Below are 14,870 nucleotides of genomic sequence, written 5' to 3'. Positions count from 1 at the left end.
GTATTTGCACCGTCAAATTGACTGGCCTGTATGGGTGAAACAGTGACGATCCAGAAAAATTGGCAAGAACTGATTCGGCCGAACAAGCTCCAGGTCACGCCCGGCAGCGATTCCTCGCGTTTCGCGACCATCATCGCCGAGCCGCTCGAGCGTGGCTTCGGCCAGACCCTCGGCAATGCGCTGCGCCGCATCCTGCTCTCCTCGCTCCAGGGCGCGGCGGTGCAGTCGGTGCACATCGACGGCGTGCTGCACGAGTTCTCCTCGATCGCGGGCGTCCGTGAGGACGTCACCGACATCGTGCTCAACATCAAGGACATCTCGATCAAGATGCAGGGCGAAGGCCCCAAGCGCATGGTCGTGAAGAAGCAGGGCCCGGGTGTCGTCACCGCCGGCGACATTCAGACCGTCGGCGATGTGGTCGTGCTCAACCCTGATCTGCAGATCTGCACGCTCGACGAGGGCGCCGAGATCCGCATGGAGTTCACGGTCTCGACCGGCAAGGGCTACGTGCCCGCCGAGCGCAACCGTCCCGAGGACGCGCCGATCGGCCTGATCCCGGTCGACAGCCTGTACTCGCCGGTCCGCAAGGTCTCCTACAAGGTCGAGAACACCCGCGAGGGCCAGATCCTCGACTACGACAAGCTGACCATGACGATCGAGACCAACGGCGCGATCACGCCGGATGACTCGGTGGCCTACGCCGCCCGCATCCTGCAGGATCAGCTCAACGTGTTCGTCAACTTCGAAGAGCCGCGCAAGGAAGTCGCCCAGGAGATCATCCCGGACCTCGCCTTCAACCCAGCCTTCCTCAAGAAGGTGGACGAGCTCGAGCTGTCGGTGCGTTCGGCCAACTGCCTAAAGAACGACAACATCGTCTACATCGGCGACCTCGTGCAGAAGAGCGAGGCGGAAATGCTCCGCACCCCGAACTTCGGCCGCAAGTCGCTGAACGAGATCAAGGAAGTGCTGGCCCAGATGGGTCTGCACCTCGGCATGGAAGTGCCGGGCTGGCCGCCGGAGAACATCGACGAGCTCGCCAAGCGCTTCGAGGATCATTACTGAGCGCAGCATGATCCCGGAAAAGTGCGAAGCGGTTTTCCGATAAGGATCATGCTCAAACAAGAAAGCGCGTCGCGCTTTCGCGGGCGAACGCAGGAAGCCCACCTGAAAACCAGTCGCTGAACCACCGCGACACAATCGAAAAGGACTACACACATGCGTCACGGCAAGGTTCATCGGAAGCTCAACCGCACGGCCGAGCACCGCAAGGCGATGTTCGCCAACATGGCGGCCGCGCTGATCAAGCACGAGCAGATCGTCACCACGCTGCCCAAGGCCAAGGAGCTTCGCCCGATCGTCGAGAAGCTCGTCACCCTCGGCAAGAAGGGCGGCCTGTCGCTGCGCCGTCAGGCCATCTCCGAGCTGCGCGACGTCGATATGGTCAAGAAGCTCTTCGATACGCTCGCGACCCGCTACAAGGACCGCCAGGGCGGCTACACCCGCATCATCAAGGCCGGCTTCCGCTATGGCGACAACGCCGCGATGGCCGTGATCGAGTTCGTCGATCGCGATGTCGATGCCAAGGGCCAGGATTCCGGCCCGGTGCTGGAGAAGGAAGCCGAGGCGGCGTAAAGCCCGATCGGCATGACGTTTCAAAAGCGGCGCCTTCGGCGCCGCTTTTTTTCTGATTGGAGTATCCTGCGCAAAACGGCGGCGAGGTGGAACGTCAAATGAGTGCCCCAGAACTGCAAGTCGTCTACAGGACCGACGAGGAATACACCGGGCAGATCAGGGCAACCGTAAAGTCAGGTCCATTCTCTGCAGCAGGGGCCGCCTGGTTTGATCGGATCAACGTCAAGGAGACGTTCCTGGTCGCGCTTCGGAAATTTCCGCTCCCGGAGAATGATCCGCCAACACTTGAAGGCGGCTTCTGGCAAAGTGGAAATCCGAAGCGCCTCGACCAATGCCATCTGAGAATCAGCATCAGGCCGTACGATCGCCGCGGAACGTTGCTTGTGCACGTGGATGTATCTTCTGAAGTTTGGAAAACACCTGATGCCGACCTTCAGAATTCGGCGTCTCTTCGTTTCCGAGCCGAATATCCGGCGGTGGAGGCCTTCACGCGAGAGTTCGAGGAGGTTCTCGACGGGAAGAGGGAGATTGCCATCCTTACGGGCATCGTGGCGTAACAGCTCCGCGTCGTCGTACCGAAAGGGTGAGCGCGCTGCACTTTGCTGCCCCTGCGCTTAGCCCGTCGCGACGGTAGATGCTCACGCGTCGGTGAAGGACGGTTGCAGCTGCTTTTGCTGCGCACGATATGCCCGTCAGCGTCAGAGGAGACTGCGCATGAACATCGACCTTTCCGGAAAAACCGCCCTCGTCACCGGCTCGACCGCCGGCATCGGCCACGCCATCGCCAGGGGTCTCGCTGGCTCCGGCGCCAGCGTCGTGATCAACGGCCGCGGCCAGGAGAAGGTCGATGCGGCGGTACGCAGGCTGGAAGGGACGGGCGCCAAGGTCCGCGGCATCGCGGCCGACGTCTCGACCGCGGCAGGCTGCAAGGCACTCGTAGCGGCGCTGCCCGAGGTCGACATCCTCATCAACAATGCCGGTATCTTCGAGCCCAAGGATTTTTTCGACATCCCGGACGAGGATTGGAGCCGCTTCTTCGAGGTCAACGTGATGAGCGGCGTGCGGCTGTCGCGGGCCTACATGAAGGGCATGCTCGCGCGCAAATGGGGCCGCATCGTCTTCATCTCCTCGGAGTCCGGGCTCAACATTCCCGTCGAGATGATCCACTACGGCATGACCAAGACGGCCCAGCTTTCGGTCGCGCGCGGCCTGGCGCAGCTCACCGCTGGCACCGGCGTCACCGTCAATTCCGTGCTGCCGGGCCCGACCATGTCGGAAGGCGTCGAGACGTTCGTCAAGGATCTCGCGAAGCAGAACGGCCAGTCCGTGGACGAGGCCGCCGCCAATTTCGTCAAGCAGCATCGCCCGAGCTCGCTGCTGCAACGCTTCGCCAGCGTCGACGAGATCGCCAGCATGGTGGTCTATGTCGCCTCGAAAGAGGCATCCGCCACGAACGGCGCAGCGCTGCGCGCCGAGGGTGGCATCGTCAACACGATCGCCTGAGGGGAAGCGGTCGGCTACTCGTCTTTGATGCCGGCCTTCTGCGCGATGTCCTTCATCTCGGCCGTCTCTTTGGTCACCGCACCGGCCCAGTCGTCAACGCGCGCGAAGCCGGGCTCGAAGCCGACCTTGACGAAGCGCTCCACAACGGAGGGGCTATTGATGATCTCCTCCAGCGTCGCCGTGAGCTTGTCGCGAACCGGTGGCGGCAATCCCTTGGGCGCGACCACCGCGCCCCATGACGAGAAGTCAATGGCGGGATAGCCGAGCTCTGCCAACGTCGGCACGTCCGGCAGGAACGGCGTGCGCTTGCCCGAGAACACCGCGAGCACCTTGACGGCGCCCGCCTCGATCTGCGGCTTGGCGGCGATCACCGTGTCGACATGGTACTGAATGTGCTTGCCGATGAGATCGTTCATCGCGGGGGCGCTGCCCTTGTAGGGCAGGTGAACCATCTTGATGCCGGCATTCGACTTGAACAACTCGCCGGCGAAATGCGACACCGTCGCGACGCCGAAGGAGGCCAGCGACAGCTTGTCCGGGTTAGCTTTTGCCTCCGCGACCAGCGCAGGCAGATCCTTGACCGGATTGTCCTTATAGGTGACCAGCGCCAGGGTGATCTTGCCGACCCGGCCGAGCGGCTCGAAATCCTTGGCCGCATCGTACGGAACGCTCTCCTTCACGGCGGCCGGCAAGGTGAAGCTCGAATTCGAGCTGAAGAACAGGGTGTACCCGTCGGGGGCCGCGCGCGCGACCTCCTTGGCCGCGATCGTGGTGCCCCCGCCGGGGCGGTTCATGATGATGACGGGCTTGCCGAGCCGCGCTTCGAGCTCGCCGCCGATGATGCGGGCCACCACGTCCGAGGCTCCGCCCGGCGGGAACGGGACGATCAATTGCAGGGATTTCTCGGGATAGGTCGATTGGGCGGTTGCGAGTGAGTTGACGCTGATCGAGCCGATCGCGGCGAGCGCTAGCGCCAGGAACGTTGTTTTCATCGTGTCGTTTTTCCGCGGTTGAGGTTTCAATCGAAGGCGAGAAATCCCGGCTTGTCCGCAATCGGCGGCTGCCTGGCGAGCCACGCAATGTCGGGAACGGGGCGGGCGGTATCCGGATTGGCGGCGAGCACCGCTTCGATTTCGCGCGCGACCGCGAGCGTTGAGAGATCGCCGCCGCGCGGGCCGATCACCTGGATGCCGAACGGCAGGCCGGCGTCGTCGCGTCCGGCCGGGATTGCGACGGTGGGATGGCCGACATTGGTGACGGCATAGGCGAGCGCGAGCCAGTGGAAATAGCTCTTGGTCGGCCTGCCGTCGATCTCGGCTGGATAGAGTTCCGACCACGGCCGTGGACTGATGGTGACTGGAGGCGCGAGAATGAAATCGTGATCCGCGAAGAAGGTCTGCCAGCGCCGGTAAAGGTCGGTCTGCATCGAGAGCGCGCGCGCCACGTCGGCAGCGGAATAGCCAAGCCCCTCCGCAACATTGTCGCGGATGTTGGGCCCGACCTTGTCCGGAAACTTTTCCACGAGCTCGCGGTGGCGGCCGAGGAATGCGACGGCGCGCAGGATGCTGAACACCTCGTCCGCGCCGGTGCAATCAGGATGAGCCCATTCGACTTTGTGAAACACCGTTTCGAACGAATTGAGCTTCTGTCTGAAGGTGCGGGCGACCGCCCCCTCGGTCGGCGCAAAGCCGAAGTCGCTGGTTGCAGCAATGCGGAGCGCGGAGAGATCGACGCGCGGCGGATTGCGATAGAGCGCCGGCGAAGGCGCGCCGCCCGCATGAAGGATCGCCGACAACGGATCGCGGGCGTCACGATCCAGCATGCAGGACAGCATCAGGCAAACGTCGGACACGGTTCTCGCCATCGGCCCGAGTTGCGAGATCTGCAGCCAGGCCATGTTGCGGCTGTTGCTGGCGATTAGTCCGGGCGAGGGCCGGAATCCGACCACGCCGCAAAAGGATGCCGGATTGCGGACGGAGCCGCCGGTATCGGATCCGGTCGCGAGCGGCACCATGCCAGTGGCGAGCGCGACCGCTGATCCCCCCGACGAACCGGCGGCGGATCGATGGGGATCGAAGGGATTGCCGGTCGCGCCATATACCGCGTTGCGCGTATTGCCGCCGGCGCCCCATTCCGGCACATTCGTCTTGCCGAGCACGATCGCGCCCTCGCGCTTGAGCATCGCGACGATGGCCTCGTCCTGCCTGGCGACATTGTCCGCGAATAGCACGCTGCCGAAGCTGGTCGGCAATCCCTCCGCATCGATCAGGTCTTTGACACCGAGCGGCAGCCCATGCACCGCGCCGAGGGTCTCACCGCGCATCACGGCGGCCTCGCGCTCGCGCGCCGTCTTGCGCGCGGTTTCGAACGAGCGCGCAACAACGGCATTGACCGCCGGATCGACCGCTTCGATGCGGCGGATGCAGCTATCCGTCAGCTCGACGGGGGAAAGCTTGCGCTGTCCGATCAGCGCGCGTGCCGCGACCGCCGACAGGTCGCATGGTTCGGTCATCATCAATCTGCTTGTTGCTGGTCCCGGCGGGCGGGGGGTCGGCCCTCTTGTCCGGGACCGCAGACGCATGATGCATCAATCGTGCCAAGCCTACCACCCCTCCAGCACGATCTTGCCGCGCGACTTGCCGCTCTCCAGCAGCGCGTGCGCGCGCTTGAGGTTGGCTGCGTTGATTGTGCCAAAGGTCTGGTCCAGCGTGGTGCGCAACACGCCCTTGTCGATGAGGTCGGCGACATCATTGAGCAGATGATGCTGCGCGATCATGTCAGGGGTCTGGAACGAGGAGCGCGTGAACATCGATTCCCAGTGCACCGAGATTGCCTTGCCCTTGAATGCGGCAATCGTGAACTCCGGAGGATCATCGATCAGGCCGAACTTGCCTTGCGGTGCCATGAATTCCGCAATCGCCTTGTAGTGCTGGTCGGTAAAGGTGAGGCTGGCCACGAGTGCGACCGGCGGCAGCTTCAGCTTCTCGATCTGCTCCTTCATCGGCTTGCCATGGTCGATCACCACATGCGCGCCGAGATCAAGGCACCATTTCTGCGACTCCGGCCGCGTCGCGGTGGCGAGCACCGTCAGCCCGGTGAGGCGGCGGGCGAGCTGGATCAGGATCGAGCCGACGCCGCCGGCGCCGCCCGTGATCAAGAGGGCACGCGGATCGACGCTCTTGCCCGGCACCGCGCCGAGCCGGTCGAACAGCAGCTCCCAGGCGGTGATGGAGGTGAGGGGAAGAGCGGCGGCTTGCGCGAACGACAGGCTCTTCGGCTTGTTGCCGACGATGCGCTCGTCGACCAGGTGGAATTCGGCGTTGGTGCCCTGGCGTAGGATCGACCCGGCGTAGAAGACCTCGTCCCCCGGCTTGAACAGCGTCACGTCGGGGCCGACGGCATCGACTACGCCGGCCGCGTCATAGCCGAGGATTTTCGTCTCGCCCTCGGGCGGGGCGGCGCGCTTGCGCACCTTGTAGTCGACCGGATTGGCCGAGATCGCTTTCACGGCGACGCGGATGTCGCGCCCTTTGGGGTCGGGTTTAGCGGTCTCGAAATCGAACAGTGACTCCGCGTCCTCGATCGGAAGCGATTTCTTGTAGCCGACGGCTTTCATGGCGTGTCTCCATCAGATGGCTTTGTTCGCCTGCTGCCTTAACTGTCGCTCTGGCTCCGATTTGGCAAGTACTGTAAATTTGGGGATATAGTCCCTGTTTGGATACTATTGGGAAAAAGCGCATGAAACGCCGTAGTTTCGCCCGCCGTCCAGGCTGCTCCGTCGAGGCGACGCTGGACCTGATCGACGGCAAGTGGAAGGGCGTGATCCTCTACCACCTGCAGAGCGGCACCCAGCGCTTCGGCGAATTGCGCCGCCGGATGCCTGGCATCACCCAGCGCATGTTGACGAAGCAGCTGCGCGCGCTGGAGGAAGACAAGCTCGTCATCCGCAAGGTCTATGCCGAGGTGCCGCCGCGCGTGGAGTATTGCCTGTCCGAGCTGGGCGAGAGCCTGAGGCCCGTGATCGACATCCTGAAGGCCTGGGGCGAGAGCCACCAGGAGCGGTTGTCCTGCGCGCCGCCGCCCGTGGTCGTGAAGAAGAAGCGCGCGGCGTGATCGTTCGGAGCGGACGCTGCCGCTCCCGAACGAGCGCGTTCTAAAGCGCGATCGCGCTTTAGGTTGTTGTTTGAGCATGATCTTTTCGGAAAACCGCTTCACACTTTTCCGGATCATGCTCTAGAACGCGAACTGCGTGCGCATCGCGACCGCGTCGAACTTCGAGCCGACGTCGGCGGTCGAGATCGGCGAGGCCTGTCGCGACACCGTGCCGTGCAGATAATCGAGCATGAAGCGCACGTTGCCGTTGACGTACCAGTTGAGCGCGAGCGTATAGACGGTCTGCCGGCCGCCTGCGACGCCGCTCGCGGTCGCGAGCTGATCGTTGAGGTCGATCGTCGAGAACCGTCCTGCGATCTCCCACGCGCCCCAGCCGCCGCCGTCGAGCGAGAACGGATGTGCCGGCTTGACGCCGCTATAGGCCGCGTTCGCCGCATTGTAGGAGCGGCCTTCGCCGGTCAGCACATAGCCGGCCTGCGCGTAGCCGCCTTGGAATTTCAGGCTCGGTGCACCCGTCAGCGGCACGGCCGTGTTGGCGGTGCGATCGACATTGTACCAGAAATACTCGCCCTGGACGATGAACGGACCGTAGGTCGCCGCCGCCTCGACGCTGTAGACCTGCGCGCCCGAGGCATTGGCGATAGCGCCGGTCGAGATCAGCGTGGTCGGGTCGAGCCGCAATTCCGGACGATCGCTTAGCGTGACCGTCTGGGTGTTGGCGATCAGATTGCGCGGCGGCTGGATCAGCCATTGCGCATTGGCGCCGATATGCACCGAGTAGTCCTTGGTGCTGATCGGATTGCCGGCGACGCGCGCCACGGCACCATATTGCTCGCTGGTGCCGGGCGGCGCCGCGCTCGAGGCGGAATGGATCGCACCGGTCGTCGGTCCCGTGACATAGCCGCCGATCCAGAGCTGGTCGTTGAACCAGCGCGCACCGGCTGCGGAACGGAAGTCACCGGCGGCGATGTTGGTCGCGATCACGCCGGGCGAGGCGCGCTCCATGAACATGATGTCGTTCGAGCTCGTGGCTTCATCCATGGTGTAGGGCAGGTCCATGATGCCGGCCTCGATCGCCATCTTGCCGCCGAACGGCTTCAGGCCGGTATAGCTGATATAGGCGTTCTCGACGCCGGAGACGCCGCCGCCGGGCAGCGATCCCGGCGCGGCGCCGCCAAATCCGTCGGACGAGCCGCCGAAATCGTAGACCAGTGCGAAATTCCAATCGTGGAAGAACTTGCCGGTGACACCGATGCGCGCGCGGCGGACGTTCTGGCCGCTATCGAGCTTTTGCGGCACGGTGGCCGCGGTGTTGGGGCGGTAGTCATAGCCGCCGACATCCCAATGCAGGCGACTGGTGATGGCGACGCAGTTGGCCTGGTCGGCGGTGCAGATCGTCGGCCGGTTGTTCGGCATCGTCACGACGACGCCGGAGGCCGGCGCCGGCCCCTTGACGGGGATCGCCGCGTTGGCATTGGCCACCGCGGCCTTTGCCTCCGCGCGCGCCTCGGCTTTGGCCTCAGCCTTGGCTTCGACTTTCGCCTTTGCTGCGGCGGCCGTGTTCGCCGCGGTCTGGCTCTGCAGCTTGTCGAGCTTCTGCTCGAGCATCTTCAACTGCTGCTTCAACAGCGCGATCTCCTGCTCGCTGCTGCTTGCCGACTGGGCCTGGGCCTGCGAGGCCGCCAGCGCGCCGGCGAGACCCATCGCTGCAGCCGCAATTCTTGTTCTGCTCACGTTACGCTCCATCATCTGACTGTTTTCCCCAAGTCGCGAACGGAGAGCCTAGGTGTGATCGATGACTGCCCCGCGACGCTGCGATCGGTTGCATGGGTTCCCACTGATGCAAATTCGCCGCAACCGAATCCGCTTCCCACCACCATGCAAGATGACGAACATCATGCCAATCCGCGCCCGAGCAAATTGCCGATTCGCACGGCACCATTGCATGCCGGACACGGCTGGGAAGGGGCCGAATATTGCCTCCGGCGGCCTTCTATTGGGAGGCGAACGCGCCTATATTCCGGCGTCTTTTCCAAGAGGTAGGAATGTTTCGAGCGACCTGGACTGCCGCCCTCACGGCGCTGTGCGTAGCCTTTTCGGCCACCTTCAATCCGACTGCTGCGCAGGACCGTCGGGTCCCGTCGTCGCCGGCCGAGCTGCGGATGTCCTATGCGCCGATCGTGCAGCGGGTGCAGCCGGCGGTCGTCAACGTCTATGCCGCAAAGGTGGTGCAGAACCGCAATCCGCTACTGGACGATCCGATCTTCCGCCGCTTCTTCGGCGTGCCGGGCCAGCAGCCCGAGCAGATGCAGCGCTCGCTCGGCTCCGGCGTCATCGTCGATGCCTCCGGCCTCGTCGTCACCAACGTCCACGTCATCGAGGGCGCCGACCAGGTGAAGGTATCGCTGTCGGACAAGCGCGAGTTCGAGGCCGAGATCCTGCTCAAGGATTCCCGGACCGATCTCGCCGTGCTGCGCCTGAAGGACAGCAAGGAGAAGTTCCCGACGCTGGACTTCACCAATTCCGATGAGCTCCTGGTCGGCGACGTCGTGCTCGCGATCGGCAATCCGTTCGGCGTCGGCCAGACTGTGACCCAGGGTATCATTTCGGCGCTGGCGCGCACGCAAGTGGGCATCACCGACTATCAGTTCTTCATTCAGACCGATGCGGCGATCAACCCGGGCAATTCCGGCGGCGCGCTGGTCGACATGGGTGGCAAGCTCGCCGGCATCAATACCGCGATCTATTCGCGCTCCGGCGGCTCGCAAGGCATCGGCTTTGCGATTCCCGCCAACATGGTGCGCGTCGTCGTCGCCTCCGCCAAGAGCGGCGGCAAGGCGGTGAAGCGGCCCTGGCTCGGTGCGAAATTGCAGGCGGTGACGCCCGACATCGCCGAGAGCCTCGGCTTGCGCTCGCCGACCGGTGCGCTGGTCGCGAGCGTGGTGTCGAACGGTCCGGCGGCGAAAGCCGGCCTGAAATCCTCCGACCTCATCACCGGGATCGACGGCCAGATCGTGGATGATCCCAACGCCTTCGACTATCGCTTCGCAACCCGTCCGCTCGGCGGCACCGCGCAGCTCGACGTGCAGCGCGGCGGCAAGTCGGTGAAGCTCACGGTAGCGCTGGAGACTGCGCCCGACACCGGGCGCAACGAGCTCGTCGTCACCGCGCGTTCGCCGTTCCAGGGCGCGAAGGTTTCGACCATCACGCCGGCCGTCGCCGATGAGCTGCGTCTGGATGCCGACACCGAAGGTGTCGTGATCACCGATATCGGCGGCGATACCGCTGCTGCGAGTGTCGGCTTCCAGAAGGGCGACATCATCCTGGCCGTCAACAATCAGAAGATCAGCAAGACCGGCGACCTCGAGAAGGCCGCAGGTGAACGGGCACGGATCTGGCGCATCACGCTGGTGCGCGGTGGCCAGCAGATCAACGTCACGCTGGGCGGATGAGTCCGAAGCGACCAACGGAGACACCGACTCTCTTTGCTGCGGCGGGGCTCGATCACGATGCGCCGCATCCGCTGCCGGACCGGCTGCGCCCGCGTGCGCTGTCGGAGGTCGTCGGCCAGGATCACATCCTCGGCCCGGACGGTGCGCTGACGCGCATGCTGGAAACGCGCACGCTCGGCTCGCTGGTGTTCTGGGGCCCGCCCGGCACCGGCAAGACCACGGTGGCGCGGCTCCTGGCTGACGCGACGGATCTGCATTTCGAGCAGATCTCCGCGGTGTTCTCTGGCGTCGCCGACCTCAAGAAAGCGTTCGATGCCGCGCGCGCCCGCCGCGAGATGGGCAAGGGCACGCTGCTGTTCGTAGATGAGGTGCACAGATTCAACCGCGCCCAGCAGGACTCCTTTCTGCCGGTGATGGAAGACGGCACTGTCGTCATGGTCGGCGCCACCACCGAGAACCCGTCCTTCGAGCTCAATGCAGCGTTGCTCTCGCGTGCGCGCGTGCTGGTGTTTCGCTCGCTCGATGCTGCCGCGATCGAGAAGCTGTTCGCGCATGCCGAGGCGGTCGAGGGCAGGAAGCTGCCGCTCGATGCGGAGGCGCGCGCGGTGCTGGTGCGCATGGCCGATGGCGACGGAAGGGCCTCGCTGACGCTTGCCGAAGAGGTCTGGCGTTCGGCGCGGGCGGACGAGATCTTCAACGCAGCGCAGTTGCAGGAGATCCTGCAGCGCCGCGCGCCGATCTACGACAAATCCGCCGATGGCCACTACAATCTGATCTCGGCACTGCATAAATCGGTGCGCGGCTCCGATCCCGATGCCGCGCTGTATTACCTCGCGCGCATGCTGGACGCCGGCGAGGACCCGCTGTTCCTGGCCCGCCGCGTCGTGCGCATGGCGGTCGAGGACATCGGGCTGGCCGATCCGCAGGCGCTCGTCATCGCCAATGCCGCCAAGGACGCCTTCGACTTCCTCGGCCATCCCGAGGGCGAGCTCGCCATCGCCCAGGCCGTAGTCTATCTCGCCACCGCGCCGAAGTCGAACGCGGTCTACACTGCCTTCGGCACCGCGATGCAGGTCGCCAAGCAGGCCGGCTCGCTGCTGCCGCCAAAGCACATCCTCAATTCCCCGACCAAGCTGATGAAGTCCGAAGGCTACGGCTCCGGCTACGCATACGACCATGATGCGCCTGACGCCTTCTCCGGCCAGGATTACTTCCCGGAAGCCCTGGGACGTCAGACCTTCTACGACCCGCCCGAGCGCGGCTTCGAGCGCGAGATCAGGAAGCGGCTCGATTATTGGGCCAAGCTGCGCAAGGAGCGAGGCGGGACGTAGGGCTGTCGAGGTTACTACAGGGCGTACATTTACGGTTTACGTAACGCGTAAATCTTGCTACTCGCCGGGGAAACTCCCATGGCTCATACACCAACACATCCCGGTGAGCATCTTGCCGAAGAGCTGCGCGAAATCGGCATCACGGCCGCAGAGCTGGCGCGTCAGATCGACGTGCCTGTGAATCGCGTCACCAGCATCATCAACGGGCAGCGCGGCATTACCGCTGACACGGCGTTGCGCCTGGGTCACTGGTTCGGCACCAGCCCGCAATTCTGGATGAACCTGCAACAGCAATATGAGCTGCGGCTGGCGGAGAAGGAGGTGGGCGCGCAGGTTGCGTCGCTGCCCCGCCGGGCCAATGCGCAGTCGACGCGAAAGCTTGGAAAAACCGCATGAGCCGCCGTATCAAGAGAATGAACCCAAAGCCGCGTTCGCGTGACGAGCGCGACGACTCGCGGCCGCATCAGGCGCGTAGCGCGAAGAAGGCGGGGCCGCGTCCGGGTGGCAAGCCCGGCGGTAAGCCGCCGCGCTTTGTTGGCGAGCGCGCCGAGCGGCGTCCGCCCAAAGCGGTCCAGGAGAGGCCTGCGCCTGAAAAGTCCGTCGAGGCGCTGCTACCGACCAAGGTGCAGACCGTCACGGTCACGGCCGACGAGAACAACATGCGCGTGGATCGATTCCTCGAGGCGCGCTTTCCCGGCCTGTCGTTCTCCCACATCCAGCGCGTCGTACGCAAAGGCGAGCTGCGCGTTGACGGCAAGCGCGTCGACAGCAAAGACCGGCTGGAGGAGGGACAGAGCGTCCGTATCCCGCCGCTCAAGCTCGATGCGCCGAAGGTCGTCGGCGAGCTCTCGGAGGCCGCGCAGAAGACGCTGAAGGCGCTGAAGGAGATGACGATCTGGGAGGACGACGACGTCCTCGTCCTGAACAAGCCGGCCGGCCTTGCCGTGCAGGGTGGCTCGGGCATGACGCGGCACATCGACCAGATGCTTGAGGTGATGCGCGATGCCAAAGGCCAGAAGCCGCGTCTCGTCCACCGTATCGATCGCGAGACCTCGGGCTGTCTCCTGATCGCCAAGACGCGCTTCGCTGCCTCACACCTGACCGGCGCGTTCCGCTCGCGCTCGGCGCGGAAGGTCTATTGGGCCTTGGTGCCGGGCCTGCCGAAGCCGAAGCAGGGCCGCATCTCGACATTCCTTGCAAAGGAGGAGGGCGAGGACGACACCATCATGCGCATCGCCCAGCATGGCGATGAGGGCGCCAGTCACGCGGTGACGTACTACGCCGTGGTCGAGACCGCCGGTAACAAGCTGACCTGGGTGTCGCTGAAGCCGGTGACGGGCCGCACCCACCAGCTGCGCGCCCACATGGCCCATATCGGCCATCCCATCGTCGGCGATCCCAAATATTTCAACATCGAGAACTGGCAGCTGCCGGGCGGCTTGCAGAACCGGCTGCATCTGCTCGCACGCCGGATCGTCATCCCGCATCCGCGCGGCGGCGTGATCGACGCCACCGCGCCGTTGCCGCCGCACATGCAGCAGTCGTGGAACCTGCTGGGTCTGGACGCAACCAGATTTGATCCGATCGAGAATGCGCCTGAAGAATAGTGAGGTTGAATAGGGGCGCCTGGCGCACGACATGTTCCCCCATGAGACGATTGTCGATCTGCTTTGCGCTCTTGGCTACTCTGTTGGTAGAGCCGGCCGCCCGCGCGCAATATGTCTCGCCGGACGCCGCGCGGCTCGCTCCACCGCTGCCTGCGCCGCCACCGCCGCCGAAGATCGAGGTGCCCAAGGTTCCGCAGTTTGACGCGCCGCCGCGCTACAATTACCAGCCGCTCCCGCGCAATTCGTTCAGCGATCGCGTCACGAAATGTCTTCACGACGGCGCAGCCGCAGGACTGGGGCCGGCCGATCGCGGCACGTACGCGCGCATGTGTGCGAACTAGCAGCACTCCTGGTCCTACTGGCGAGGTCGTGATGACACTGGTAATTCGACTGACGACAGGAACAAAAAAACGACATGCGCGAATTGTTCGAAGAAGCTGCGGGGCAGCCCCCGCCTGATCCCCGGGAATCGGCGCGCGCGTCCGCGCGCACGCCGCTGCGCAAGCGCTTCTACAAGGAGGCCGGCGTCGTCGATGCCGAGGGCGGCTTCGCCATCACTCTCGACGGCAAGCCGATCCGTACGCCCTCCGGCCGCCAATTGGAGATCCCGACGCGCGCGCTCGCAGATAGTGTCGCCGCGGAATGGTCCGCCCAAGGCGAGGAGATCGATCCCGTGACCATGCCGTTGACGCGCATCGCCAACAGCGTGGTCGAGGGCGTTATCGATCGCGTCGAGCTCGTCAGCGAGGACCTCGCCAAATATTTCGAGTCTGACCTGCTGTTCTATCGTGCCGGCCATCCTGAGGGACTGGTCGCCCGGGAGGCCGCGCATTGGGATCCTGTGCTGTCCTGGGCGGCGCAGACGCTGGGTGCGCATTTCATCCTGTCCGAAGGCGTCATGCACGTGAAGCAGCCGGACGAGGCGGTGAAGGCCGCACGGGCCGCGCTGCCCGGCGACCCCTGGTCGGTCGCCGCGCTCCACATGGTGACCACCCTGACCGGATCGGCGCTGCTCGCGCTGGCGCTGGACCAGGACGTGCGCGATGCCGACCAGGTCTGGGCCGCCGCGCATGTCGACGAGGACTGGAACGTCGAGCAATGGGGCGTGGACGAGGAGGCGGCCGCCCGCCGCGCCGCCCGCCTGAAGGATTTCCAGGCCGCTGCGACGGTTCTGGCGGCGGTGAAGCCGCCGGCCGTGCCAGGTTAACGAGAGGTTTACGAGGCGGCGGTTA

15 protein-coding genes are annotated in these 14,870 nt (G+C 64.7%); 11 read left to right on the top strand and 4 right to left on the bottom strand.

The annotated features are described in order from the left end of the window. The first annotated feature begins 30 nt into the window (after positions 1-30). The 4 genes from I6F17_RS10970 to I6F17_RS10955 all read left to right on the top strand — a co-directional run bounded on the left by I6F17_RS10970 (position 31) and on the right by I6F17_RS10955 (position 3,135). The gene (locus I6F17_RS10970; protein WP_225128123.1) at positions 31-1,062 is read left to right on the top strand and encodes a DNA-directed RNA polymerase subunit alpha; all 1,032 of its coding nucleotides are present in this window, start codon (positions 31-33) and stop codon (positions 1,060-1,062) included. A gap of 153 nt (positions 1,063-1,215) precedes the next feature. Beyond that, positions 1,216-1,632 carry a 50S ribosomal protein L17 gene (gene rplQ / locus I6F17_RS10965; RefSeq protein WP_225128122.1) on the top strand — a complete coding sequence of 139 codons (417 nt, stop codon included), beginning with the start codon at positions 1,216-1,218 and terminating at the stop codon, positions 1,630-1,632. Between the two features lie 98 nt (positions 1,633-1,730). Then, the gene (locus I6F17_RS10960) at positions 1,731-2,189 is read left to right on the top strand and encodes a hypothetical protein (RefSeq protein ID WP_036041511.1); all 459 of its coding nucleotides are present in this window, start codon (positions 1,731-1,733) and stop codon (positions 2,187-2,189) included. Between the two features lie 157 nt (positions 2,190-2,346). Continuing rightward, complete coding sequence (locus tag I6F17_RS10955) at positions 2,347-3,135, top strand: SDR family oxidoreductase (RefSeq protein WP_225128111.1); 789 nt, start codon at positions 2,347-2,349, stop codon at positions 3,133-3,135. A gap of 14 nt (positions 3,136-3,149) precedes the next feature. Here I6F17_RS10955 and I6F17_RS10950 read toward each other — a convergent pair whose 3' ends face one another. From I6F17_RS10950 to I6F17_RS10940, 3 genes are all read right to left on the bottom strand, one after another. Then, complete coding sequence (locus tag I6F17_RS10950) at positions 3,150-4,127, bottom strand: tripartite tricarboxylate transporter substrate binding protein (protein ID WP_225128110.1); 978 nt, start codon at positions 4,125-4,127, stop codon at positions 3,150-3,152. 26 nt (positions 4,128-4,153) lie between these two features. After that, complete coding sequence (locus tag I6F17_RS10945; RefSeq protein ID WP_225128255.1) at positions 4,154-5,647, bottom strand: amidase family protein; 1,494 nt, start codon at positions 5,645-5,647, stop codon at positions 4,154-4,156. Positions 5,648-5,737: 90 nt separating this feature from the next. After that, positions 5,738-6,751, bottom strand: a complete 1,014-nt coding sequence (locus I6F17_RS10940; RefSeq protein ID WP_225128109.1) for a zinc-binding alcohol dehydrogenase family protein — start codon at positions 6,749-6,751, stop codon at positions 5,738-5,740. 122 nt (positions 6,752-6,873) lie between these two features. On the opposite strand from I6F17_RS10940, the gene I6F17_RS10935 reads away from it, so the two are divergent. After that, on the top strand, positions 6,874-7,248 hold the full coding sequence (locus I6F17_RS10935) for a helix-turn-helix domain-containing protein (RefSeq protein WP_225128107.1): 375 nt from the start codon (positions 6,874-6,876) through the stop codon (positions 7,246-7,248). A gap of 120 nt (positions 7,249-7,368) precedes the next feature. Here I6F17_RS10935 and I6F17_RS10930 read toward each other — a convergent pair whose 3' ends face one another. Next, a complete protein-coding gene (locus I6F17_RS10930) occupies positions 7,369-8,982 on the bottom strand; it encodes an OprO/OprP family phosphate-selective porin (protein ID WP_225128105.1) in 1,614 nt (537 codons plus the stop codon). Positions 8,983-9,293: 311 nt separating this feature from the next. Here I6F17_RS10930 and I6F17_RS10925 point away from each other — a divergent pair, with 311 nt between their 5' ends. From I6F17_RS10925 to I6F17_RS10900, 6 genes are all read left to right on the top strand, one after another. Beyond that, on the top strand, positions 9,294-10,700 hold the full coding sequence (locus tag I6F17_RS10925; protein ID WP_036011123.1) for a DegQ family serine endoprotease: 1,407 nt from the start codon (positions 9,294-9,296) through the stop codon (positions 10,698-10,700). Beyond that, positions 10,697-12,031: a replication-associated recombination protein A gene (locus tag I6F17_RS10920; protein ID WP_036041471.1), complete on the top strand. Its 1,335-nt coding sequence runs from the start codon at positions 10,697-10,699 to the stop codon at positions 12,029-12,031. The genes I6F17_RS10925 and I6F17_RS10920 overlap by 4 nt, the downstream gene beginning before the upstream one ends. A gap of 78 nt (positions 12,032-12,109) precedes the next feature. Continuing rightward, a complete protein-coding gene (locus I6F17_RS10915) occupies positions 12,110-12,427 on the top strand; it encodes a HigA family addiction module antitoxin (RefSeq protein ID WP_225128103.1) in 318 nt (105 codons plus the stop codon). Beyond that, a complete protein-coding gene (locus I6F17_RS10910; protein WP_036041468.1) occupies positions 12,424-13,638 on the top strand; it encodes an RluA family pseudouridine synthase in 1,215 nt (404 codons plus the stop codon). The genes I6F17_RS10915 and I6F17_RS10910 overlap by 4 nt, the downstream gene beginning before the upstream one ends. Positions 13,639-13,679: 41 nt before the next feature. Continuing rightward, entirely contained in the window at positions 13,680-13,979 is a 300-nt protein-coding gene (locus tag I6F17_RS10905) for a hypothetical protein (RefSeq protein ID WP_036027575.1), read from the top strand. Positions 13,980-14,053: 74 nt separating this feature from the next. Further along, positions 14,054-14,845 (top strand): ATP12 family protein, encoded by a 792-nt coding sequence (locus tag I6F17_RS10900; protein WP_225128091.1) that lies wholly within the window; start codon positions 14,054-14,056, stop codon positions 14,843-14,845. The last annotated feature ends 25 nt before the right edge of the window (positions 14,846-14,870 follow it).

The organism is Bradyrhizobium sp. NBAIM18 (assembly GCF_020193825.1).
GTDB lineage: Bacteria > Pseudomonadota > Alphaproteobacteria > Rhizobiales > Xanthobacteraceae > Bradyrhizobium > Bradyrhizobium yuanmingense.
Note: the sequence above shows the minus strand (reverse complement) of the source record. Positions and strands in the feature narration are given on the sequence as shown.